Genomic DNA, 23193 nt, shown 5'->3' on the forward strand with positions numbered 1-23193 from the left:
CTTCTTGACGCCGGAAAGGGGCGACCCTAGACTGCAGGCAGACCAACGGGAGGCCTCACCAGGAATGCAACTGTCCGATCTCCTCAGGGAAGACTCCATCCAGCTCGACCTCGCCAGCACCGACAAAGCCAGCCTCTTCCAGGATGCTCTCCGGCATCTGCACGCGCGGGGCCACGTCACCGAGCCCGAGACGGTGCTGCACGATCTCGAGGTGCGCGAGAAGATCATGAGCACTGGCATCGGGCAGGGCGTGGCGATACCGCACGCGCAGTCCGAGGGCGTGCCGGAGACCCATCTCTCGCTGTGGCGGCCGAAGAAGCCCGTGGAGTTCGCGGCCATGGACGAGGAGCCGGTGGACCTGATCTTCATGATCCTCGGTCCGCGCGGCATCGGCAACGAGCACGTGAAGATCCTGGCCAAGATCTCCCGCCTGCTCCACGGCTCCGACTTCCGCGACCGCCTCCGCAAGGCGAAGACGGCCGCCGAAGTCCTCGAGACCATCCGCGACTTCGAATCGAACTGATCGCGGCCGTCGGCGGCCCGCCGCGACCGGCCCGACGCCGGCCGCCACGGACCCCCGCACCCCGGTCGCAACGGCAAAGGCTGCGATGCGTCGCCCCTGGCTGCTCTACCTGCTGCTCATCTTCGGGCTGTCGTCGATCCCCACGGATCCCCGTCCCAAGGGGGCGCCGCTCCTCATCGACAAGGTGGCGCACTTCGTCCTCTACAGCGGGCTGGGCTACGTCTTCGCGCGCGGCGAGGGCGAGCGCCTCGGCCGGCACTGGCGGACGCTGCTCGGCGCGCTGCTGCTGGCCTCCGCCGTCGGCATGGTGGACGAGTTCTACCAGGGCTTCGTGCCGAACCGCAGCCGCGAGCTGGCCGACTGGCTGGCGGACGTCTCCGGGGGCCTGACGGGCGCGGTGCTGGGGCTCAGCGTGGGCCTGAACGCGACCCGCGACGGGGAGGGCGGAGCGTGAGCGCCCCCCGCCGACAGGACGACGCCGCGCCCGACGTCGCCGGCCTGCGCCAGCGCCTGCGCCGCGTGGCGGAGGACGTCGCCGCGCGCTGGGGCTACCGGCCGCTGCACGTGCCCTCGGCGAGCGCGGAGTCCACGCTGGCCCGGGCCGCCGAATGGGGCGCGGCGGACGCCGAGCCGGCGGGCCCGCTGCGGCTCGTCGCCTGGGGGCCCAGCGCCGCGGGCGGCGACGCCCTGCGGCTCTGCCTGGAGGTCACGGGCAGCGCGAGCCCGGCGCTGGAAGCCGAGCTGATCGAGCTGGTGCGCGACGTCCTCGGCGAACTGGGCCTCTCGCCCCTGGGCGCGCGGCTCAACGCGCCGGGGGACGTCTGCTGCGGCGAGGACGGCCCCTGCGCGCGCTGCCTCGGCCACCTCGAGGGGCTGGAAGCGCTGCTGGACGGCCGCGGCATCGCCCACCGGCGCGACGCCGCGCTGACGTCGGCGACGGGCGCGCGCAGCCTCTTTGCGCTATCCTGTCCCGGCCCCGGCGGCGCCTCGCTGGGCGGCGGCGAGCGCCACGACGGCCTTCCCGCGCGCGTCGGCCTGGCGCCCACGCCGGCGGTGGGCGCGTGGCTGGACCTCGACGTCCTGGCCGGCGCGGTCCTGCGGGCGGGCACCGTGGAGGCCGCGGAGCTCGCGCCGCGCGGCGCGGCCCTGCTGCTGGTGGATCCCGAGGCGACGGCCGCCGCGCTGCGCATCGCCGGACGGCTGCGGGCGCGGATTCCCGTCGAGGTCGACCACAGCGGGCGTCCCCTCGCGGCGCAGCTCGCCGACGCGGACGCGCGCCACGCGCGCTTCGCGATCCTGCTGGGTGAAGAGGAGCTGGCGGCGGGCGTCGTGACGGTGAAGGACCTGGACTCCGGCGCGCAGCGCGCCCTGCCGGAGGACGACCTGCTGGATCTGATCCAGGCCTGGAGCGCCGGCGCCCGCCCGGCGTCCCGGCCCTGAACCTGACACCGGGACCGAACGGCCCGCGCGGGCGGGCGAGGAGGACGCGTGCTGGACAACCTGGGGGACTGGAAGCGCAGCGACGCCTGCGCGGCGCTCGGCGCCGCCGACGAGGGCCGCGAGGTCATCCTGACCGGCTGGGTGCACCGCCGGCGTGACCACGGCGGGCTCGTCTTCATGGATCTGCGCGACCGCAGCGGCCTCTGCCAGGTGGTGGTGGACGGCGAGGCGGAGTCGCTGCGCGAGTCCCTGCGCCCGGTGCGCTCGGAGTGGGTGCTGGCGGTGCGCGGCACCGTGCGCCTGCGGCCGGCGGACATGCGCAACGCCGAGCTGCCCAGCGGCGACGTGGAGGTGCTCGTCGCGGAGCTGCGCGTGCTGAACAGCAGCCTGACGCCGCCGTTCCCCATCGACTCCTTCCAGGAGTCCGAGGTCTCCGACGACCTGCGCCTCAAGTACCGTTACCTCGACCTGCGCCGCCGCGAGATGCTCGCGCGCATGGAGTTCAGGCACCGCGTGACCCTGGCCGTGCGCGAGTTCCTCTCGGGCGAGGGCTTTCTCGAGATCGAGACGCCGCTGCTCATCCGCTCCACGCCGGAGGGCGCGCGCGACTACGTGGTGCCCAGCCGCCTGCAGCCCGGCCACTTCTACGCGCTGCCCCAGAGCCCGCAGCTCTACAAGCAGCTGCTCATGGTGGCCGGTTACGAGAAGTACTTCCAGATCGCGCGCTGCCTGCGCGACGAGGACCTGCGCGGCGACCGCCAGCCCGAGCACACGCAGATCGACATGGAGATGAGCTTCGCCACCGAGGACATGGTCTTCGACGTCGTGGAGCGCCTGCTGGGCTCGATCTTCCGCGGCGTCATGGGCCGGGAGCTCGAGACGCCCTTCCTTCGCCTCAGCTACCGCGAGGCCATGGATCGCTTCGGCTCCGACAAGCCCGACCTCCGCTTCGCGCTCGAGCTCACCGACCTCGGGGACGTCGCCGCCCGCAGCAGCTTCCAGGCCTTCAAGGGCGTGCTCGAGGCCGGCGGCAGCGTGAAGGGCCTGCGCGTGCCCGGCGGCGCGAGCTTCTCGCGCAAGGACATCGAGGCCCTGGAGGGCGCGGCCAAGACCTACCGCGCCAAGGGTCTGGCCTGGATGAAGCGCGGGGCCGAGGGCCTGAGCGGCGGCGTGGCCAAGTTCTTCGAGGGCGAGACCGGCGAGGCGCTGATCCGCGCCGCCGGCCTCGAGGAGGGCGACCTCCTGCTCATGGTGGCCGACCAGGGGGAGGTGCCCTGCATCGCCATGGGCGCCGTGCGCAGCGCCCTGGGGGCCAAGCTGGGGCTCACGGCGGGCGGCGAGTTCCGCTTCCTCTGGGTGCACCGCTTCCCCATGTTCGAGCAGGACGAGGAGACGGGCAACTGGGAGGCCATGCACCACCTGTTCACGATGCCGGCGCCCGAGGACCTCGAGTTTCTGGAGTCCGACCCGGGGCGGGTGCACGGGCAGCTCTACGACCTCGTCTGCAACGGGGTGGAGCTGGCGAGCGGGAGCATCCGAATCCACCGGCGGGACATCCAGGAGCGGGTGATGGCCGTCGTCGGCATCGACAAGGACGAGGCCGAGCGACGCTTCGGGTTCCTCCTCGGCGCCTTCGACTACGGCGCGCCGCCGCACGGGGGCATCGCGCCGGGCATGGACCGTCTGCTCATGGTCCTGGACGGGGGACAGTCGATTCGCGACTACATCGCCTTCCCCAAGACCCTGCAGGGCAAGAGCCTCATGGTCGGCAGCCCGGCGCCGCTGGACTCCCGGCAGCTGGAGGAATTGCATCTGCGCGTCATGGAGCGGAAGGACTGAGGGCATTCCGCTAAGTGCTAACTGGAACGGAACTTGCCCCGGTGCTTTCGTGTCGGGGGGCCGATAGCCCTTGACAGGCCTGGGGGCGGGGCCTACTCTGTTCCAGTCGAGGCAGTGGGCTTTAAGCAATTGATTCGCAAGGACTTGAAGCCACCCGCGCCCCGGACGCAAGGAGGAAGGCAGTGAAGCGCACGACTAGCCGACGGTGGATCTTCCTGGGCCTGGCAGTCTCTGCCGGGCTGATGGCCGGCTGCGGCACGGCCCCGCCGTGCAACGTGGAGCCGGCCCAGGTGGAGCAGGCCCGCGCCGAGTATCAGAGCGCGGAGGCCACGGCCCAGCAGATGGCCGAGCAGAAGCAGGACCTACAGACGCAGATCACCTCGCTCAAGCAGCAGGTGGTCACCGAGAGCGAGTACCAGGCCCTCGAGCAGCGCCTCGAGACGCTGAAGCAGGGGAGCGGCCGCTAGGCCCCCGGGAAGGAGCACGCCATGAAGAGAACGATGCTGCTCGCCGCCCTCGCCCTGCTGACCCTGGGACTCCTGGGAACGTCGGGCTGCAGCAAGAAGGTCACGCGCCAGGCCGACGTGACCGCGGGCGACTACTACACCGAAGAGGAGTACAACAAGCTCTCGGACACGCAGCGCGCGAAGTACTGCGACGATCTTTCCGCCGAGCTCGACCGCCTGAACGCCGCCACGGCGCAGGCCCAGTCCGAGGCCTCGGGCGCGGACATCGATCGGCTCAAGTCCGATCTGGCGCAGCTCAAGAGCCAGCAGGCCGCCCAGGCCGGCAAGCTCGACCAGCTGCGCGAGCAGATCGCCTACTTCGAGTCGCTGCCCAAGAACTACCGGGTGCTGCGGGGCGACTGCCTCTGGAACATCTCCAAGAAGGAGCAGATCTACGCGAATCCCTGGCTCTGGCCCCGGATCTACGAGGCCAACAAGGACCAGATCCACGATCCGGATCTCATCTATCCGGATCAGGTGTTCGACATCCCGCGCTAGGTCGAGATTGACCCCGCGCTTGCCGCGAACTCCGGCTCAGCCTCAACTCTTGACGCCCGCATGGGCGTCAAGAGTTTTTGCTTGAAGGACGCGATGCCCAAGGAACACAGCGAGACCCTGTCCCTGGCCGACGTGGACGCCCTCAACCTGCTGGGGGTGGGCGACCGGCATCTCAAGATCCTCGAGGAGGACTTCGACGGCCGCATCACCGTGCGCGGCGACAAGGTCGTGCTCACGGGTCCGCGCCCGCGCGTCGACGAGATGGCCGCCGTGCTGCTGGACCTCATCGAGCTGGCCAAGACCGGCCGGGCGGTGTCCGAGCAGGACGTCCACTACGCCCTCGGCCTGCGTCGCGAACAACACGGCCGCCGGCTCAGCGAGCTCGAGGGGGCGGTCTTCCACACGGGGCGCGGGGCGGCCGTCACGCCCAAGACCTACGGGCAGAAGCTCTACGTGGAGGCGATGGACTCGCACGACATCGTCTTCGTGATCGGGCCGGCGGGCACGGGCAAGAGCTTCCTGGCCATCGCCCACGGCCTCGCCCTGCTGCGCGAGCGCAAGGTGGAGCGCCTGCTGCTGGTGCGGCCGGCGGTGGAGGCCGGCGAGAGCCTGGGCTTCCTGCCGGGCGATCTGCAGGAGAAGATCGACCCCTACATCCGGCCGCTCTACGATGCCCTCACGGATCTGGTCGGCGCGGTCAAGACCAAGCGTCTGATCGAGAGCGGCGTGGTGGAGGCGCTGCCCCTGGCCTACATGCGCGGGCGCACGCTGAACTCGGCCTACGTGGTGCTGGACGAGGCCCAGAACACCACCATGATGCAGATGAAGATGTTCCTCACGCGCCTGGGCAACGGCAGCCAGGCCGTGATCACCGGCGACATCACGCAGATCGACCTCGAGCGCCCGGAGAGCTCGGGGTTGATCGCGGCGAGCAAGCTCCTCGCCCACATCGAGGGCATCCGCTTCATCACCCTCGACCAGAACGACGTGGTCCGCCACCATCTGGTGCGGCGGATCATCGAGGCCTTCGAGCAGGTGGAGGCGTCCGCCCGGCAGCAACAGGAGGACCCGGCATGAGCCGCTCCCCTCGGCGAGCTTCGCGGCTGGCCGTTCTGATCAACGTCCTCTGCGGCGTGGCCCTGGTGGCCGGCCTGGCCATGCTCTACCCGCCGGTGTCGCGCTCGCCGCACTTCGAGTACAAGCTCGGGGACGTGACGCAGACCGGCGAGGAGGTCATCGCGCCGATCTCCTTCCCCGTGCCGATCAAGCCGTCGGTGCTGGCCGAGCAGCGCGCGGCGGCGTCGCTGTCGGTGCCGCCCGTCTACCGGCGCGATCCGGCCGTGGCGCGGCAGCTCGCGCAGAAGCTGGAGCGGCTGCGCGCGGACGTCGCCGGCTTCCAGCCGCTGGACTCGCTCGAGACCCGCGACCAGGGCATCGACCGCCTGCTCGGACTGCACCCGGGCCTCGAGCGCGACGCCATCGCCACGCTGCTCGCGAGCAAGCACCCGGGGCGCATCCTCGACGCGGTGGAACAGACCGTGGACAGCCTGCTCGAGGTCGGCATCCTCGACTCGCGGACGTCGCCGATCCAGGGCCGCGGCGGCGAGCCGCGGCTCACCCTGATCAGCACCGGCGGCGAGCGTCAGCTGCCCGCCGACGCCGTGGTGGACCAGGACGCGCTGGGCCGCGTGCTGCAGAGCAAGGCCAGCGCCCTGGCGGGCTGGACCAGCGAGGAGCGCGCGGCGTTCCGCTCGCTGGCGCGTTCGCACCTGCGTCCCAACTGCTTCGCGGATCCGGCCGAGACCGAGCTGCGCAAGCGCGCCGCGGCCGACGCCGTGCCCACGCAGCAGATCGTCGCCAAGGGCGTGCGCATCCTGAGTCCCAACGTCCAGGTGACGCAGGACCACCTCGACCGCCTGACGGCACTCGAGGCGGCGATGGGACACGAGGGGCAGAGCACCTGGCGGATCGTGGCGCTGCACGCCGGCCAGGCGCTGCTGCTCGTCTTCTTCACGCTGCTGATGACCCGCTTCCTTACTCTCTACCGGCACGACTTCTTCGTGGACCCGCGGCGCACGCTGCTGCTGCTGATCCTGCTCTTCATCTTCCTGGGCGTGAGCAAGTTCGCGCTGGATCTGGAGGGCGGCGGCGAGTACATGCTGCCGATCACCTTCGTGGCCATGATCGTGGCCGGCCTCTACGACGAGACCCTGGCCGTCATGGTCAGCACCTTCGCGCTGGTGCTGCTGGGCGTCACGGCGCAGCCGCCGGCGGGGGCCATGCTGGTGGCCTTCCTGGCGGGCGGCGCGGCCAGCTTCTCGATCCGGCAGCTGCGCAGCCGGCTGCAGCTCTACCGGAGCATCCTCTTCGTGGCGCTGGCCTATCTGCTGGGCGTCGGCGCGGTGCACCTGGCCCAGGGCCAGCTGCACGGCATGATCAAGGACAGCCTGGAGGGCATGGGCAACGGCCTGGTCTGCGCCTGGCTGGTGATGCCGATCCTGCCGCTGCTCGAGCGCATCTTCGACCTGACCACGGACTTCACGCTGCTGGAGCTCACGGACCTGAACCGGCCCATCCTCAAGCGCATGAAGGTGGAGGCGCCGGGCACCTTCCAGCACAGCCTGGCGGTGAGCAACCTCGCCGAGGCGGCGGCCGACGCGATCGGCGCCAACCCGCTGCTGGCCAAGGTCTGCGCCTACTACCACGACATCGGCAAGCTGGCCAAGCCCGACTACTTCGCCGAGAACATCCGCGGCTTCAAGAACCGGCACGAGAAGCTCACGCCCAACATGAGCGCGCTCATCATCGGCGACCACGTGAAGCGGGGCCTCGAGCTGGCGGATCAGATCAAGCTGCCGAGCATCGTGCGCCAGGGCATTCCCGAGCACCACGGCACCACGGTGATGCGCTACTTCTTCCACAAGGCCATGGAGCAGGACTCTCACGGCCAGGTGAAGGAGGACGACTTCCGCTACCCCGGCCCCAAGCCCCAGTCGGCGGAGACGGCGATCCTCATGCTGGCCGACACCGTGGAGGCCACGGCCCGCACGCTCAGCGAGCCCAGCGCGGCCAACATCCGCAGCGTGGTGAGCAGCAGCATCGACAAGCGCCTGGCCGAGGGCGAGCTGGAGGAGTGCGGGCTCAGCATCAGCGACCTGGCGGGGATCCGCGAGAGCTTCATCACGACGCTGCTCAGCATCTACCACCCGCGCATCAAGTACCCCACCGAGAAGCCGGCGGAGAAGCCGGCGCCGGGGGCGAAGCCGGAGAAGCAGGAGAACCGCGAGCAGCCCGCCGATGGCGGCAAGGCCGAGGCGCCCGCCGTGGAGGAAGCCCATGCGGCTCAGGATCGCGACGAATCCGGAGCACCCCGAACTCGCTGATCCCGAGGCGGAGTGGCTCGTCTGGCTCGCGGACCTGGCCTCGGCGCTGGGTCCCGCCGACGCCTGCGTGGAGCTGAGCTTCGTCGACGACGCCCTGATGCGCCGCCTCAACCGCGACTACCGCGGCAAGGACGCGTCCACCGACGTGCTCAGCTTCACCTACGGCTCCGACAGCGGCGGCGAGGCGACGCCCGACGAGGATCCGGAGGGGGAGATCGTCATCGCGGTGCCCACCGCCCGCCGCCAGGCCGCCGCCGCCGGGCACTCCCTGGCCGAGGAGGTATCGGTGCTGGTAATCCACGGGCTTCATCATATACTGGGCATGGATCACGAGGAGGACGAGGAGGCGGCGCGCATGGCGTCCGCCGAGGCGCCCTACCGGCGCCGCATCGCCGCGCGCTTCCGGTCGCGCGAGAGAAGGAGCTGACACGGTGGACGCCGCTTCGCTTTGGTTTCTGCTGGCCCTGGCCGCCACCTGCCTGCTGTCGGCGGCGGCCGCCGCCTTCACCACGCTGCTGCGCGTGGAGCCCCAGGCCTTCGAGGGCGACGGCCGCGGCGTGCTCGCCCGCATCCAGGAGCACTGGCCCGCCCAGCTCGCGCTGACGCTGCTGCTCTTTCCCTTCCTCGCCATGGCGGCGAGCCTGATGCTCGGGGCGCTGCGCTTCCGTCCGCTGCTGGCGGACGCCGACGGCCGCCTGTCCGCGCCCCTGCTCGTGCTGCTCTGGCTGGCCCTGGTGCTGGTGGTGCTGCTGGCCATCACGCTCTTCCGCGCCCTCGGCACCCGCTACCCCGGCACGCTCACGCGACTGCTGGGCTGGGTCTACATCCCCGCCTTCTTCCTGCTCTACCCGTTGAACGTGCTCTTCGGACCGCTGCTGCGGCGCCTCAGGCTGGGCCGGGGGCTCGAGTCCCTGGGGCCCCTGGTGTCCGCGCGCGAGGTGCAGGACTTCGTCGAGCACGTGGGGGGGGAGGACATCCTCGCCGAGGGCGAGCGGGAGATGATCGCGTCCATCGTCGAGCTGCGCGACACGCCGGTGCGCGAGGTCATGATTCCTCGCATCGACGTGAAGGCCCTCGACGTCGAGACGCCCTACGCCGAGGCCCGCGCGTTCGTGGGCTCCTGCGGGCACAGCCGCATTCCCGTCTACAAGGGCTCGCTGGACCACGTGGTGGGCATCCTCTACGCCAAGGATCTGCTGCGCCCCGAGAGCAGCCAGGGCGCGCAGGCGGCGCCGCTCATGTCCATGATGCGGCGTCCCTACTTCGTGCCCGAGACCAAGATGGCCGGCGACCTGCTGCGCCGCTTCCAGTCGCTGCGCCAGCACCTGGCGATCGTGGTGGACGAGTACGGCGGCACGGCGGGGATCGTCACGCTGGAGGATCTGCTGGAAGAGATCGTGGGCGAGATCCGCGACGAGTTCGACCGCGACGAGCGGCTCTTCGAGCTCATCGACGACAACACCGCCCGCGTGGACGCCAAGATCGACCTGGAGGAGCTCGGCGAGATCGTCGGCCACACCTTCGTGGAGCGCGAGGAGGACTTCGAGAGCCTGGGCGGCCTGCTGCTCTACCACTGCGGGCGCATCCTCAAGCCCGGCGACGAGCTCGCGCTCGAGCCCTTCACCTTCCGCGTGGAGAGCGTCCAGCGCCAGCGCATCGCCAAGGTGATCATGATGGGCGAGGGCCTGGCCGCGTCCGTGCGCGAGCAGGGCAAGGCCGGCGCCGCGGGAGAGGGCGCATGAGGCGCCTGCGCAAGTACCTGATGGCCGGCGTGGCCGTCACGCTGCCCACGGTGGTCACCGGCTGGCTGCTGTGGAAGATCGTGAACGGCGTCGACAACATCCTCGACCCGCTGCAGCGGCGGCTCTTCGGCTTCGACGTGCCCCTGCTGGGCTTCCTCGTGGTGGTGCTGCTGCTCATCATCGCGGGGAGCATCGCTGGCAACTTCGTCGGCCGGCGGCTGCTGAATCTCTACCAGCTCCTCGTGACGCGCGTGCCCCTGGCCGGGAAGATCTACCGCGCCGTGCAGCAGATCCTCGACGTCTTCGTGCGCGACAACACGCAGTCCTTCAAGAGCGTCGTCAGCTTCGAGTACCCGCGCCGCGGCATCTGGGTGCTCGGCTTCGTGTCCGGCGTGACGCCCCAGGGCTGGGCGCCCGCGGCCGACCCCGACGGCGAGCGCCTGCTCAACGTCTTCGTCCCCACGAGCCCCAACCCGACGTCGGGCTTCCTGCTCCTGGTCCCCGAGCGCGACCTGCGCATCCTCGACCTCAGCGTGGAGGACGCGCTCAAGGTCATCATCTCGGGCGGCGCCTTCGTTCCCACGCCCCTCGCGTCCGCGCCGGCGCCCGCCCGCCGGCCCGTCCCGGAGCCGCGGCCGTGAGCGAGCGCCTGGCCGAACTGCTGGAGCGCATCGAGACGCTGCTGGACGCGGGCGAGTCGCGCGCGGCCGAGCTGCGCGCGCTCCTGGCGGAGCTGCCCGCCGAGGAGGTCGAGGAGCTCTTCGGCGAGATGGACAGCGAGGGCCGCCAGGAGGTCCTGCGCCTGCTCGAGCCGGAGATGGCGGCCGAGGTGCTGGGCGGCGTCGACGAGCACATCCAGGAAGAGATCGCCGACGCGCTGAGCGATCGCGAGCTGGCCGAGATCGTCGAGGAGATGGACTCCGACGAGGCCGCCGACACCATCCGCCACCTCGAGCCCGAGGAGCAGGAGCGCGTCCTCGACCTCCTCGAGGACGAGACCGAGGAGGAGGTGCGCGGACTCCTTCAGCACGAGGAGGACACCGCCGGCGACCTGATGATGGCCGAGCTCGCGGCCATCAACCAGGATGCGCTGGTGGCCGAGGCCATCGAGGAGCTGCGCGCCAAGGCCGACGAGGTGAAGCAGCTCTACTCGGTCTACCTGGTGGACGACGCGCGGAAGCTCCAGGGCGTGCTCAGCCTGCGGGACATGGTGCTGGCGCGCCCGGGGATGCCGCTCAAGGCGCTGATGGAGCCGGTGCCGGTGACCGTCACGCCGTCGATGGACCAGGAGGAGGTGGCGGCGCTCTTCCGCAAGTACGACATCGTCTCCGCGCCCGTGGTCGACGCGGAGGGCGTCCTCGTGGGCCGCATCACCGTGGACGACGTCCTCGACGTCATCGACGAGGAGGCCTGGGAAGACCTCTCGCGCGCGGTGGGCGTGGACGCGCTCTCCTTCCACGCGCGCAGCCTCTTCAGCATCAGCGCGGGCCGCCTGCCCTGGCTGATCCTCGGCCTCTTCGGCGGGCTGCTTTCCGCGCGCATCCTGGCCCACTTCCAGCTCGCGCTGAGCCAGGTGCTGACGCTGGCCTTCTTCGTCCCCGTGATCACGGCGCTGGGCGGGAACATCGGGATCCAGTCGGCCACGATCATGGTCCGCGGCCTCGCCACCGGTGAGGTCAAGAGCCGCAGCCTGCGGCTGCGCATGCTGCGCGAGCTGACCGTGTCGGGCTTGAACGGCCTGGTGATCGGGGTGATCTCCTACTTCGTCGTCTGGATCTGGCTGGGCGATCGCGGGCTGGGCACGGTGGTGTCGCTCTCGATGCTGAGCGTCGTGGTCTGGGCGACCACCACGGGCACGCTGGTGCCGATCGTGCTCTCGGCCATCGGCGTGGATCCCGCCTACGCCACCGGGCCCTTCGTCACCACCACCAACGACGTCGTGGACCTGACCATCTACATGCTCATCGCCCATCAGCTGAGCTTCCTGCTGACCTGAGCGCCATGGCCCTCCTGCGCACGCCCGCCCGCGTCCTGCGCACCTACGCGCTGGGGGAGACGAGTCTCATCGCCGTGCTGCTCACCGAGGAGGCCGGGCTGCTCAGGGCCGTGGCCAAGGGCGCGCGCGAGGGCAAGAACCGGCTGCGGGGTCTGCTGCAGGCCGGCGCCGCGCTGGATCTGCTGATCTACCTGAAGAGCCGCGGGGGGCTGCATCTGCTGCGCGAGGCCACGGCGCGCGGGGCGCTGCCCCGTCCCGAGGCCGCGCTCGAGCCGCTCTGCCTGCGCCTGGCCGCGCTCGAGCTGGTGATGGCCACCACCGAGGAGGGCGAGGCGCTCGAGGGGCTCTACCCCCTGCTGGACGAGTACCTGGACCTCTTCACCGGCGCGGCGCAGCCGGGCTGGGCGTCCTTCTTCTCCTTCGAGGTGGGGCTGCTCGGCCTGCACGGCGTGTCCGCCGGCACGGACCTCGAGCGCTGCGGCCTCTGCGGCGGACCCATGGCGCGGGACACGCTGCGCTTCCTGCCCGGCGAGGGCGTCTTCGCCTGCGCGCGGCATCCCGACGAGGGTTTGCCGCTTGCGCCCGAGGAAAGGGACTGGTTATTGTCCATCTTCCTCGCCCGGCCCGCCGCCCTCTCGGGGCACCTGCCGCCGCCGGCGGCGCGCGCCCGGGTGGGGCGTCTGCTGCACCTCGCCCTCAGCCGTCATCTGCCCGGCTATCGCCTGCCGCGCTCCCTGGCCATGCTGGGCGGGCTGCCGGCGGACGAGGACCCGTCCGGCTAGCGCTGCGGAAGGAAGAAGGAGTGCGATGACCTACCAGGACATGATCCTGCGCCTGTCCCAGTTCTGGTCCGAGCAGGGCTGCGTGCTGCTGCAGCCCTACAACTCGGAGGTGGGGGCGGGGACCTTCAATCCCGCGACCTTCCTGCGCGTCCTCGGCCCCGAGCCCTGGCGCGCGGCCTACGTGGAGCCCAGCCGGCGTCCCAAGGACGGGCGCTACGGCGAGAATCCCAACCGGGTGCAGCAGTTCCTGCAGTACCAGGTCGTGCTGAAGCCGGAGCCGCCGGACGTCCAGGACCTCTACCTGCGCAGTCTCCAGCACATGGGCGTGGACCTGGAGCGGCACGAGATCCGCTTCGTGGAGGACGACTGGGAGAGTCCCACCCTCGGGGCGTCGGGTCTGGGCTGGGAGGTCTGGCTCGACGGCATGGAGATCACGCAGTTCACCTACTTCCAGTCCGTGGGCGGCTACGAGCTGAGTCCCGTGACCGCCGAGCTCACCTACGGGCTGCTGCGCATCTGCATGTACCTGCAGGGCGTGGACCATGTGATGAACCTGGACTGGGGCGGCGGGCTCACCTGGGGCGACGTCAACGGCGCCTTCGAACGCGACTTCTCCGGCTTCAACTTCGAGCACGCGGACGTGCCGCTGCACTTCGAGCTGTTCGGCCGCTTCGAGGCCGAGGCCGAGCGCCTGCTGGAGGCGGGTCTGGTGGCTCCGGGCTACGACTACGTGATCAAGTGCTCGCACATGTTCAACGTGCTGGAGGCGCGGGGCGCGATCAGCGTGTCCGAGCGCACGGGCTACATCACGCGGGTGCGGAATCTCGCGCGGCGCGCGGCGCGGGCCTACATGGCCCAGCGCGAGGCGCTCGGTTTCCCGCTGCTCGCGAAGGGGACGGTGACGCGGGATGCCTGAGCAGGACTTCCTCCTCGAGATCGGCACCGAAGAGATCCCGGTGGGCTACCTGCCCGGCGCGCTGGCCCAGCTCGCCGAGGGCCTGGAGGCCTGGCTGGCCGAGCAGCGGCTGGCGCAGCGGGGCATCCAGCGATTCGCGACCGCCCGCCGTCTCGCCCTGCTGGTGGAGGGCCTGCAGCTGCGGCAGGAGGACCGCGACGAAGAGGTGACCGGCCCGCCCGAAGCGGCGGCCTTCAAGGACGGCGAGCCCACCAAGGCCGCGCTCGGCTTCGCCCGCGGCCAGGGCGGCGCGCCCGAGGACCTCTACGTCGTCGACACTCCCAAGGGCCGCTACGTCGCCCTGCGGCGGCAGCTGCGCGGCCGCGAGGCCGCGGAACTGCTGGCGGAGCAGCTGCCCGCGCTCGTCACCGGCCTGCGCTGGCCCAAGACGATGCTCTGGGGCGACGGCGCCCTGCGCTTCCCGCGGCCGATCCGCTGGATCGTCGCCCTGCTCGGCGACGCGGTGCTGCCCCTGCGCCTGGGCGCGCTGGAGGCGGGCCGCGAGAGCCGGGGCCGGCGGCAGTCCGGGGTGGAGCGCGTGGACATCCCGCGCGCCGCGGACTACGCCGCGCGCCTGCGCCAGATCGGCGTGGAGCCGGATCCGCCGCGCCGTCGCGAGGCGCTGCTGGGCGCCGCCCGCCGCGCGGCGGCGGCGGAGGGCGGCCGCCTCGTCGAGGACGACGAGCTCGCCGACACGGTCAACTACCTCAGCGAGTGGCCCGTGGCCCTGGTGGGCGGCTTCGCGGAGGCCAGCCTGGCGCTGCCGCGCGAGGTCGTCACCACGGCCATGAAGTCCCACCAGCGCTACTTCTCGGTGGAGGGCGCGGACGGCGCGCTGCTCCCGCGCTTCGTCGTGATCCTGAACGGCGAGCGCCCCGAACCCGACGTCGTGCGCAAGGGCAACGAGCGCGTGCTGGCCGCCCGCCTGGCGGACGCGCGCTTCTACTGGGACGAGGACTGCCGCGCGGGCCTCGAGGGCCTCCGCGCGCGGCTCGAGAGCGTGCTGTGGATGGAGGGCTACGGCAGCCTGGCCGAGCGCTGCGAGCGGCTGCGCGTCCTGGCGGCCGCGATCGCGAAGCAGCTGCCGGCGGACGGCCCCGCGCTGGACGCGGACGCGCTCGACTGGGCCGCGCGCTACTGCAAGGCCGACCAGGCCAGCGAGATGATCAAGGACGGCAAGGAGTTCACCAAGCTGTCCGGCCTGATGGGACGGGAGTACGCGCTGGCGGAGGGCGTCGCCCCCGCGCGCGCCGCGCTGCTGCACGAGCACTGCCTGCCGCGCTTCGCCGGCGACCGCCTGCCGGCGACCCGCGAGGGCGCGGTGCTCGCGCTGGCCGATCGCCTGGACGCCCTCGTGGGCTTCTGGTCGGCGGGCTTTGCGCCCACGGGCTCGAAGGATCCCTACGCGCTGCGCCGTCAGGCCCTGGGCACGCTTCGGCTGCTCGTGGAGACGGAACTGCCGCTCTGCCTGGCCGACCTGCTCGACGCGGCCATCGCGGGCTTCCCCCAGCTCCGCGCCGGCGAGCTGCGCCCCGCCCTGATGGACTTCATGCTGGGCCGCTTCCGCGGGCTGCTGGAGGAGGAGGGCGTCGCCGCGGACATCTTCGACGCGGTGGTGGAGAGCGGCGAGACGCGGGTCCTCGATCTGCGGGGGCGGGCCCTGGCGCTGAACGGGCTGCGAGGCGACGCGGCGTTCGAGCAGCTGGTGATCGGCGCGCGCCGCGTGGGCAACATCCTGGCGAAGGCGGAGATCGCGCCCAGCGCGGACCGGGCCTTCCCCGACCTCGAACGCTGGGCCCGCGGCGGTGCCGGCCTGCCCTACGACTACGATCCCGCCGCCCTGGTCGAGGCGCCGGAGCGGGAGCTCCACGCCGAGGTGGCGGCGGCGACGGCGGCACTGCACGCGGCCGCCCAGGTGCGGGACTACGGCAGCGCCTATCGCCGGCTGGCGGATCTGGGCGGGGCCATCGACGCCTACTTCGAGGGCGTCATGGTCAACGCCGAGGATCCGGGGCTGCGGGCGAACCGCCTGGCCTTCCTGCGCAACCTGGCGCAGATCTTCCTCCACTTCGCGAGTTTCTCGCGGGTCGTGCTGGAGGGCGAGCGGGAGGGGACGGCGCCGGTCCGCTGAGCCACGCTCGGTTCGCCTGCGCCCCGCACATCCGCGGATCGGCTGTCAAGGGCATTCTGGGAATCGATGGGTAGCGCGGGGGCGTAACATCCTCGCGGCTTGACAGCCCAACTCCAACGCAGGTAAACTATTACAACTTGGATTAGGCCTTCGTGTCTGGGCCCGAGTGAGCAGGTTGGGAAATGCCAAGCCTTCCTGGTGCTTATCACGTCGTGTCCAGGGACTCCCGGAGACGGTTGCGGCGATCCTGCGGTGCCGCAGCGCTTCCGGGCGGGGGCCCCCGTCCCGGATCATAGCGGTCTCGGGGGTGCGAAGTTTCTGTCCAAGCTGCCCCACGGGCTGGATCCGGATCTGGCCCGACTGATTCGTCTCGAACAACCATTGCCTAAATGGGGGGTAACATGAAGAGGATCCTCTCTCTGACCCTTAGCCTCGCTCTCGTGGCCCTGGCGGCGAATGCTGGGCTCGCGCGCGATGTCGTGAAGGACACGCGTGTGAACTTCCAGTACTACGCCCCGTCGGTCACCGAGGTGCCGGCTGCGAACACCCGGGAAGACACGCTCTTCCTGTTCGCCAGCTCCGGTCCCGGTGCCTACGGCATGCCCGGTACCAACGCGCGTGGCTACACCTTCGACAACGGTTCCGGCGGGCCCGCGACGGCCGGCTGGACCACGCTCGATCTCACCGCTCAGGCCGGCGACTACTGGCATGTCGAGGCCCTGACGCTGACCAACGGTCACGGCACCGACTTGCAGTCGGCCGGCGACTTCGGCGGCGGCACGACGGCCAACGACTATGCTTGGTGGTGCGGCCAGTTCGACCAGTGCGGCTGGATCAATCCCACTGGCTACGGCACGAGCTGGAACCAGGACCTCGAGCTGTCGCTGCCGGCTTACACCGACAGCATCCGCGTCGAGTTCGACTACGTTGGCGATTTCGAGGGTGACACCTTCGACTTCTTCACGCTGTTCTCGAAGATGGGCGCCAACGACCCCGTCGAGCTCTTCCAGAATGCGGTCAGCGGCGAGCAGGCGGTTCTGCACTACTCGCAGACCCTGACCGACGGCTCCGACAAGGTCATCTTCCACTTCCAGTCGGATGGCGGCTGGTCGGATCAGGACGGCTCCTTCATCACCGATATCGGCGCCGTCTGGATCGACAACGTGGCCCTGTTCGTGGACGGCGTCGCCGGTTCCGCGTGGGACTTCGACGATGGCAACGAGCCCGCCGAGTTCAACGCGACGAGCCCGGCCGGTGCCGGCATCTACGGTGCGCTGTACTCCGGTCTGTTCTCCGAGGACGTCTGCTTCACCAACGGCACCTATGCCTGGGCGTTCTTCGATCTGAACACCACCGATCCGCAGTACCCGATCCCGGTGACCGCGTACGGCCCGCCCTACTTCGACAACGGCATCCAGAGCCCGATCCTCGACCGGGCGCACGCCCTGGACGACGCCACGGGCGTGTCGGTTCAGAGCGTCATGGGTCCGGACAGCCAGGTTCTGCTGTACTGGGACGTCTACCGCGATCTGCCTCTGAACGCGCTGATTTTCTACCAGTACTACATCTCCGCCGAGACCGTCGAGCTGAGCTGCCCGGGTCCCTGGGCCAACGACAACACGGTCTACTACGGTGACGACAACGCCTGGGCCCAGTGGAACATCGATGGCACGATCGACGTCGCGACGTCGGCCGGCCCCAACACGATCACCGGTCTGGATGTGCGTCTGACCACCGTCGACCAGTGCGGCGTGTGGTGCAACACCAACGGTGACGGTACGGGCCACACCCCGGCGCCCTACTTCGACAATGTCCAGCTGATGGTCGTGAACACCTCGGCGATCGCCTGGAACATCGACGTCTTCCGTCGCTTCCAGGACAACTTCCCCGAGGCGGGCACCGGCAAGGTCCGCATCGACAGCTCCATCGACGTGCAGCCCACCGCCAGCACCACGCTGGTGATCGGCGACTCGACCCGTATCGAGCTGAACATGGACCTGGACGGCGGCATCATGCCCGACGTGACGAGCGTCCCTGGAGAGACCCGTCCTTCGCTGTACATGTACTCCCGCGTCGTGGCCGGCCCGCACATGGGCTCGACCGACCCCGCGATGGGCGACCCGGACATCAGCGACGGCATCTACTCGCCCCACGTCGGCACCGCCGTTGTGAATGGCGAGACCTGGAACGTCGCGATCGCCGATACGTGCCGCTACCAGGGCACGAACAGCCCCGGCGCTTGGGCCTTCGACTTCGCCGAGGACTACTTCGAGGGTGGCGACATCATCGAGCTGTACTACAAGGGCACGTCGGGCAACGCCACGACGCAGACGCGTCCCCGTTACGCGGAGAGCACGGATCCTCTGCTGCGCTCCTACTACCGGGTTCGCTGCCTGCCGACGGCCGGCGCCACGATGCTGTTCTGCGACGACCGCAACGCGATCCTGCCCTGGTGGGAGGAGGCGTTCCGCTACAACGGGTACGATGGCTATGACATCTACTCGACGCAGGCGCCCAGCTCGGGTCTGCACAACGGACTCGGCGGCCGCGCGGAGATCGGTGACATCGATCAGTACACTGTGATCACCTGGGACAGCGGTGACCTGCCCAGCTACACGATCCAGAACGCTCTGCCCGATGACATCACCTTCGACGACGATCTGCTGGATGACTGGCTCAACAACAGCTCGCACAACACCTGCCTGTGGGTGATGGGCGACGAACTCGCCAGCGACCTGGACGATGAGCCTTCCTTCCTGCAGGACGATCTGGGTGCGAACCACCTCGATCTCGGTGGCTACTACGACGATCTGACCGGCATCAAGGTTCCGACCGCGATCGCCACCCACCCGGCCCTTGAGATCAATGGCCTGCAGCCCTACTTCCTCGTGGACGGCGGCTGCCCGACCATCGACAACTTCGACCTGGTGGAGGTCAACTCGACGAACCCGCTGGCTGTCGAGGCGTTCGCCTGGCAGAACGACGGCGGCACCACTGCCAAGGCCGGTATCTACAACCAGGATCCGGACGGCAACGGCACCGCCAGCAGCCCGGGTGGTCACACCAACCGTGCGCTGTTCAACCCGTTCAGCTACTTCCAGGTTCTGGATGCGGGCTTCGGCGTCGCCGATGGTTACAGCTACGCGCACCGCCTCGTCGGTGACGTGCTGTCGAACCTCTGCGGCTTCCAGCCCAACACCAACCCGGATGGCGCCGAGACGGTGCCCGCCAGCTCCGCGCTGAAGGGCAACTACCCGAACCCCTTCAACCCGACGACCACCATCAAGTTCGCCCTCTCGGCGGACAGCCAGGTGCACCTCAACGTGTACGACCTGGGCGGCCGTTTGGTGAAGGAGCTCGTCAACGAGCGGATGGCCGCCGGTGCGGACCATCAGGCCACCTGGGACGGCACGGACAACAGTGGTGCCCGTGTCGCCAGCGGTGTGTACTTCTACAAGCTGACCGCCGGTGACTTCACGGCCACCGACAAGATGGTCATGCTCAAGTAGTGCGCTCGTGGATGCTTGGTCTCGCTTCACACTTCGTGAGGCACTCGACCCAAGCATCCCCTCGCTAGCATGCGAGAGAGGGGGAGCCGAAAGGCTCCCCCTCTTCTTTTGCCCTCAACACTCTTTCGGTTTCCGCCCCGCGCGCGACCCCGCCCAACGATCGCCGAAAGCCTTTGTCGACAACGGGATGCGAGGCATGCGGGCGCGCGCCCGAAAGAGTTCTGCGGATCCGCAACAGCTTTTACGGCTTTTACAGCCAAGCGGACAACAGTAATTTCTCAAGTGGCCCAACGGCAATGGGTTACCGGGCCGGCTCGCGGGCGAGTCGGTACGGCGGCTGCAATGGCCCTGCCGGTTGTTCGAGGCGACTCGCCTCGGAGGCCGGATACTCGGCGCAGCATGCGCCGCCGATCGGGTGACCGCAGGGCCACGGGGTCCGCGGGAGTGGGGGCCGAGACACCGGGCAAGCGATCCTCGGTCCCACGTCCGCAGCACGGGGCTCCACTCGAAGGCGGAGCGACTCCGCGCCGAGTCGCCGGTTTCCTCACCACACACCCATGATTGGGGGAAACCATGACTCGACGCAGCCTCGCAATCCTGCTCGGTTTGCTGGCGCTCGCCCTGCCTCTGCAGGCGGCCGCTCGCCCCGCCGCGCTGGACGTTCGCGATCACCTCCAGCTCGACGGCCCCGCGAAGGAGTTCGCGCCGGCCGCCAGCACGCGAGCGGACACGCTCTTTCTCTTCGCGGCTTCGGGCCCGGGCTCCTTCGGATCGCCCGGCACCGACGCCCGCGGCTTCACCTTCGACGACGGCGCCGGCGGACCCGCCACGGCGGGCTGGACGCCGGTGGACCTGACCGTCCAGGACGGCTCCTGGTGGCACCTCGAGGACGCCGGCCTGGTGGACGGTCACGGCACCGACATGAGCGCCGCGGGTCAGCCGTGGACCGCCGGTGACGCCGTCAACGACTACGCCCTCTGGTGCGGGCGCAGCAGCGTCTGCGGCTGGATCCACGGCACGGGCTACGGCAACGACTGGCAGCAGTACGTCGCCGTCGCGCAGTCGGGCTTCAGCGACAGCCTGCGTGTGAACTTCGCCTACAACAGCGACTTCGAAGGCGACACCTACGACTTCTTCACCGTGGAGATCGAGGTGGACGGCCAGGCGCAGGAAGTCTATCGCCTCGACGTCTCGGGCGAGCAGACCTACCAGGACCTGGGCGTCACCATCCACGCCGCGGACTTCCCGGGCGGGAGCTTCGGCGACGTGCTCTTCCACTTCCAGTCGGACGGCGGCTGGTCGGACCAGGACGGCTCCTTCGTCACCGACATCGGCGCCGTGTGGCTCGACAACGTGGAGCTGGTGGCCGACGGCGTCACGACCTTGCAGGCCGACTTCGAGAGCGGCGTCGTGCCGGCCGAGTTCGCCTTCACCGTCCCCGCGGGCGCCGGCAGCTTCGGACAGCTCTACTCGAGCCTCTTCTCCGAGGACATCTGCGTGGTCAACTCGACCTACGCGTGGGCGTTCTTCGACCTGAACACCACGAACCCGGAGTACCCCATCCCGGTGACGGCCTACGGCCCGCCCTACATCGACACGGCGGTCCGCAGCCCGGTGCTGGACTCCGCGCACCACGCGGGTGATCCGAACGGCGTGCCGCTCAGCATCACCCCGTCCACGCAGGTGAACCTGGAGTACCTCGTCTACCTGGACATGCCGCTGAACTCGCTGATCTTCGAGAAGTGGGGGATCTCCGCCGTGACCGCCGAGCTGCCCTGTCCCGGCGACTTCGCCGACGACCAGGTGAGCTACTATGGCGACGACAAGATCTGGTTCCCCGCCGACCGCAACATCACGCTCGAGGTGGCGCAGTCGGCCAACGGCGGCACGATCACCGGCCTCATGGTGCAGCTGCGCGCGGTGGACCGCTGTCCGGTCTGGTGCAACCAGAACGGCGACGGCACCGGCCACACGCCGGCGCCCTACTACGACAACGTGCAGCTCAAGGTGATCGACGCGTCGGCCGTGGCCTGGAACGTGGACCAGTTCCGCCGCTTCCAGGACAACTTTCCCGACGCCGGCACCGGCAAGGTGCGCATCGACAACAGCGACGACATCGCGCCGCAGGGCAGCAGCACGCTGGTGATCGGCGACTCCACCGTGGTGGAACTCAACATGGACCTGGCCGGCGGCATCGCCACCAACGCCAGCAACCCCACGGGCGAGAACCGTCCGGAGTTCTACTGCTGGTTCCGGGTCGTCGACGGTCCCCACGCGGGCTCCGTGGATCCCGCCATGGGCGACCCCGACGACAGCGACGGCATCTGGTCGCCGCACGTGGGCACCGCCAGCTTCAACGGCATCACCTTCAACGCGCTGCTCGCCGACTCGGCCAGCTACCAGGGGACGGTGTCGCCGGGGAGCTTCGCCTTCGACTTCAACGACGAGTACTTCGAGGCGGGCGACGTGATCGAGTTCTTCTACCGCGCCGAGTCCGGCACGGGGATCATCGAGACGCGTCCGCGCTACGCCACGGCGACCAACCCGCTGCTGCGCGCCTACTACACGGTGCGCTGCCTGCCCACGGCCGGCGTGACGATGCTCTACTGCGAGGACAACATCGGCGACAAGCCCTGGTGGGACGAGGCGTTCCGCTACAACGGCTACTCGACCTACGACGTCTACACGACCCAGGCGCCCAGCTCCGGCCTCAACAACGGTCTGAGCGGACGCGCCGAGCAGGGCGACATCGACCAGTACCACGTCATCGTCTGGGACAGCAGCAACCTGCCAGCCTACACCTTCAGCAACGCGCTGCCGGAGGACAAGACCTTCGACACGGTGCTGCTGGACGACTGGCTCTCCAACAGCTCCCACGACACCTTCCTCTGGGCGCTCGGCTGCGAGATCGCCAACGACCTCGGCAACAGCGAGAGCTTCCTGAGCACCGATCTGGGCGCGAGCCTGCTCTTCGACGGGCAGTACATCGACGACGTGACCGGCGTGAAGGTGCCCAAGGTCTACGCGACGCATCCCGCCCTCGAGTGGCTGGGCGCGTCGCCGACCTTCTGGGTGGACGGCGGCTGCCCCTCCGTGGAGAACTTCAGCGTGATCGGCGTGAACGGCGCGCTCGCGCAGGAGAGCCACGCCTGGGAGAACGACGGCGGCACCGGCGCGGTGGCGGGCATCTACAATCGCGACCCCGACGGCAACGGCTCGCCCACGAGCCCTGCCGGCCACAACAACCGCACGCTTCTGAACCCCTTCGGCTACTTCCAGATCTGGGACGCGGGCTACGGCCTGGCGCAGGGCGTGGACTACTCCCGCAAGATGGTGGGGGACGTCCTCGCGAACCTGGCCAGCTACCAGCCCGACACGGCGCCCGACGCCGCGGACGACGTTCCGGCCTACACGTCGCTGCAGGGCAACTATCCGAACCCCTTCAACCCGACCACCAGCATCCGCTTCGGGCTGGCCGAGGACGCGCAGGTCAACCTGGCCGTCTACGACCTCAGCGGCCGGCGCGTGCGCCTGCTGGCCTCCGCGCGGATGGAGGCGGGACAGCACGAGATCGTCTGGGACGGCAGGGACGACGGCGGGGCCAAGCTGGCCAGCGGCGTCTACTTCAGCCGTCTCCTGGCGGGCGACTACAGCGAGAGCCAGAAGATGGTCCTCCTGAAGTGACGCAATCGCGTGTCCTCTCGCGCCCCGCTTCGAAGGGGCGCGACCCGGACACGAGGCTCGCTCGCGACCAAGGCTAGAGGGACCCGCGGGGTAGGAGCTCGCGGGGGGTTTGAGAGGAGGCCCGGCGGCAGTGCCGCCGGGCCGTTTCCTTGCCGCCTCGGCCCTCGCGGCGAGCTCGCGAAAGGGGGATTCGGGTTGACTTCAA

General features: G+C 69.8%; 17 protein-coding genes. All 17 read left to right on the top strand.

All coding sequences use genetic code 11. The annotated features are described in order from the left end of the window. Positions 1 to 64 precede the first annotated feature (64 nt). The 17 genes from H6693_11450 (at position 65) to H6693_11530 (ending at position 22988) form a co-directional block, all read left to right on the top strand. Positions 65 to 523, top strand: a complete 459-nt coding sequence (locus H6693_11450; GenBank protein MCB9516800.1) for a PTS sugar transporter subunit IIA — start codon at positions 65 to 67, stop codon at positions 521 to 523. 85 nt (positions 524 to 608) lie between these two features. Further along, positions 609 to 977, top strand: coding sequence for a VanZ family protein (gene vanZ / locus H6693_11455; GenBank protein ID MCB9516801.1), 369 nt, complete (start codon positions 609 to 611; stop codon positions 975 to 977). Next, on the top strand, positions 974 to 1963 hold the full coding sequence (locus H6693_11460; protein ID MCB9516802.1) for a hypothetical protein: 990 nt from the start codon (positions 974 to 976) through the stop codon (positions 1961 to 1963). Before vanZ ends, H6693_11460 begins: the two co-directional genes overlap by 4 nt. 60 nt (positions 1964 to 2023) lie before the next feature. Beyond that, positions 2024 to 3802 carry an aspartate--tRNA ligase gene (aspS, locus tag H6693_11465; GenBank protein MCB9516803.1) on the top strand — a complete coding sequence of 593 codons (1779 nt, stop codon included), beginning with the start codon at positions 2024 to 2026 and terminating at the stop codon, positions 3800 to 3802. Positions 3803 to 3984: 182 nt separating this feature from the next. Beyond that, a complete protein-coding gene (locus tag H6693_11470) occupies positions 3985 to 4269 on the top strand; it encodes a hypothetical protein (protein ID MCB9516804.1) in 285 nt (94 codons plus the stop codon). Positions 4270 to 4302: 33 nt separating this feature from the next. Further along, positions 4303 to 4806, top strand: a complete 504-nt coding sequence (locus H6693_11475; protein MCB9516805.1) for a LysM peptidoglycan-binding domain-containing protein — start codon at positions 4303 to 4305, stop codon at positions 4804 to 4806. A gap of 93 nt (positions 4807 to 4899) precedes the next feature. Continuing rightward, complete coding sequence (locus tag H6693_11480; GenBank protein MCB9516806.1) at positions 4900 to 5883, top strand: PhoH family protein; 984 nt, start codon at positions 4900 to 4902, stop codon at positions 5881 to 5883. Then, on the top strand, positions 5880 to 8189 hold the full coding sequence (locus H6693_11485) for an HDIG domain-containing protein (protein ID MCB9516807.1): 2310 nt from the start codon (positions 5880 to 5882) through the stop codon (positions 8187 to 8189). The genes H6693_11480 and H6693_11485 overlap by 4 nt, the downstream gene beginning before the upstream one ends. Then, on the top strand, positions 8143 to 8616 hold the full coding sequence (ybeY, locus tag H6693_11490) for an rRNA maturation RNase YbeY (protein ID MCB9516808.1): 474 nt from the start codon (positions 8143 to 8145) through the stop codon (positions 8614 to 8616). Before H6693_11485 ends, ybeY begins: the two co-directional genes overlap by 47 nt. 4 nt (positions 8617 to 8620) lie before the next feature. After that, the gene (locus H6693_11495; protein ID MCB9516809.1) at positions 8621 to 9931 is read left to right on the top strand and encodes an HlyC/CorC family transporter; all 1311 of its coding nucleotides are present in this window, start codon (positions 8621 to 8623) and stop codon (positions 9929 to 9931) included. Further along, a complete protein-coding gene (locus H6693_11500; protein ID MCB9516810.1) occupies positions 9928 to 10572 on the top strand; it encodes a DUF502 domain-containing protein in 645 nt (214 codons plus the stop codon). The genes H6693_11495 and H6693_11500 overlap by 4 nt, the downstream gene beginning before the upstream one ends. Continuing rightward, positions 10569 to 11927 (top strand): magnesium transporter, encoded by a 1359-nt coding sequence (gene mgtE / locus H6693_11505; protein MCB9516811.1) that lies wholly within the window; start codon positions 10569 to 10571, stop codon positions 11925 to 11927. Before H6693_11500 ends, mgtE begins: the two co-directional genes overlap by 4 nt. Before the next feature lie 5 nt (positions 11928 to 11932). Continuing rightward, positions 11933 to 12709, top strand: coding sequence for a DNA repair protein RecO (recO, locus tag H6693_11510; GenBank protein ID MCB9516812.1), 777 nt, complete (start codon positions 11933 to 11935; stop codon positions 12707 to 12709). A 25-nt stretch (positions 12710 to 12734) separates the two neighbouring features. After that, positions 12735 to 13625: a glycine--tRNA ligase subunit alpha gene (locus H6693_11515; protein ID MCB9516813.1), complete on the top strand. Its 891-nt coding sequence runs from the start codon at positions 12735 to 12737 to the stop codon at positions 13623 to 13625. After that, on the top strand, positions 13618 to 15795 hold the full coding sequence (locus H6693_11520) for a glycine--tRNA ligase subunit beta (GenBank protein ID MCB9516814.1): 2178 nt from the start codon (positions 13618 to 13620) through the stop codon (positions 15793 to 15795). Before H6693_11515 ends, H6693_11520 begins: the two co-directional genes overlap by 8 nt. Positions 15796 to 16196: 401 nt before the next feature. Further along, positions 16197 to 19304 (top strand): T9SS type A sorting domain-containing protein, encoded by a 3108-nt coding sequence (locus tag H6693_11525; protein MCB9516815.1) that lies wholly within the window; start codon positions 16197 to 16199, stop codon positions 19302 to 19304. 573 nt (positions 19305 to 19877) lie between these two features. Further along, the gene (locus H6693_11530) at positions 19878 to 22988 is read left to right on the top strand and encodes a T9SS type A sorting domain-containing protein (protein MCB9516816.1); all 3111 of its coding nucleotides are present in this window, start codon (positions 19878 to 19880) and stop codon (positions 22986 to 22988) included. The last annotated feature ends 205 nt before the right edge of the window (positions 22989 to 23193 follow it).

The organism is Candidatus Latescibacterota bacterium (genome assembly GCA_020633725.1).
GTDB lineage: Bacteria > Krumholzibacteriota > Krumholzibacteriia > JACNKJ01 > JACNKJ01 > VGXI01.

Coding starts and splice junctions, on each gene's coding strand:
- H6693_11480 (MCB9516806.1), top strand. CDS start 4,900: ATGCCCAAGGAACACAGCGAGACCCTGTCCCTGGCCGACGTGGACGCC.
- H6693_11475 (MCB9516805.1), top strand. CDS start 4,303: ATGCTGCTCGCCGCCCTCGCCCTGCTGACCCTGGGACTCCTGGGAACG.
- H6693_11500 (MCB9516810.1), top strand. CDS start 9,928: ATGAGGCGCCTGCGCAAGTACCTGATGGCCGGCGTGGCCGTCACGCTG.
- H6693_11450 (MCB9516800.1), top strand. CDS start 65: ATGCAACTGTCCGATCTCCTCAGGGAAGACTCCATCCAGCTCGACCTC.
- H6693_11525 (MCB9516815.1), top strand. CDS start 16,197: ATGAAGAGGATCCTCTCTCTGACCCTTAGCCTCGCTCTCGTGGCCCTG.
- H6693_11520 (MCB9516814.1), top strand. CDS start 13,618: ATGCCTGAGCAGGACTTCCTCCTCGAGATCGGCACCGAAGAGATCCCG.
- H6693_11530 (MCB9516816.1), top strand. CDS start 19,878: ATGACTCGACGCAGCCTCGCAATCCTGCTCGGTTTGCTGGCGCTCGCC.
- recO (MCB9516812.1), top strand. CDS start 11,933: ATGGCCCTCCTGCGCACGCCCGCCCGCGTCCTGCGCACCTACGCGCTG.
- H6693_11485 (MCB9516807.1), top strand. CDS start 5,880: ATGAGCCGCTCCCCTCGGCGAGCTTCGCGGCTGGCCGTTCTGATCAAC.
- H6693_11515 (MCB9516813.1), top strand. CDS start 12,735: ATGACCTACCAGGACATGATCCTGCGCCTGTCCCAGTTCTGGTCCGAG.
- vanZ (MCB9516801.1), top strand. CDS start 609: ATGCGTCGCCCCTGGCTGCTCTACCTGCTGCTCATCTTCGGGCTGTCG.
- ybeY (MCB9516808.1), top strand. CDS start 8,143: ATGCGGCTCAGGATCGCGACGAATCCGGAGCACCCCGAACTCGCTGAT.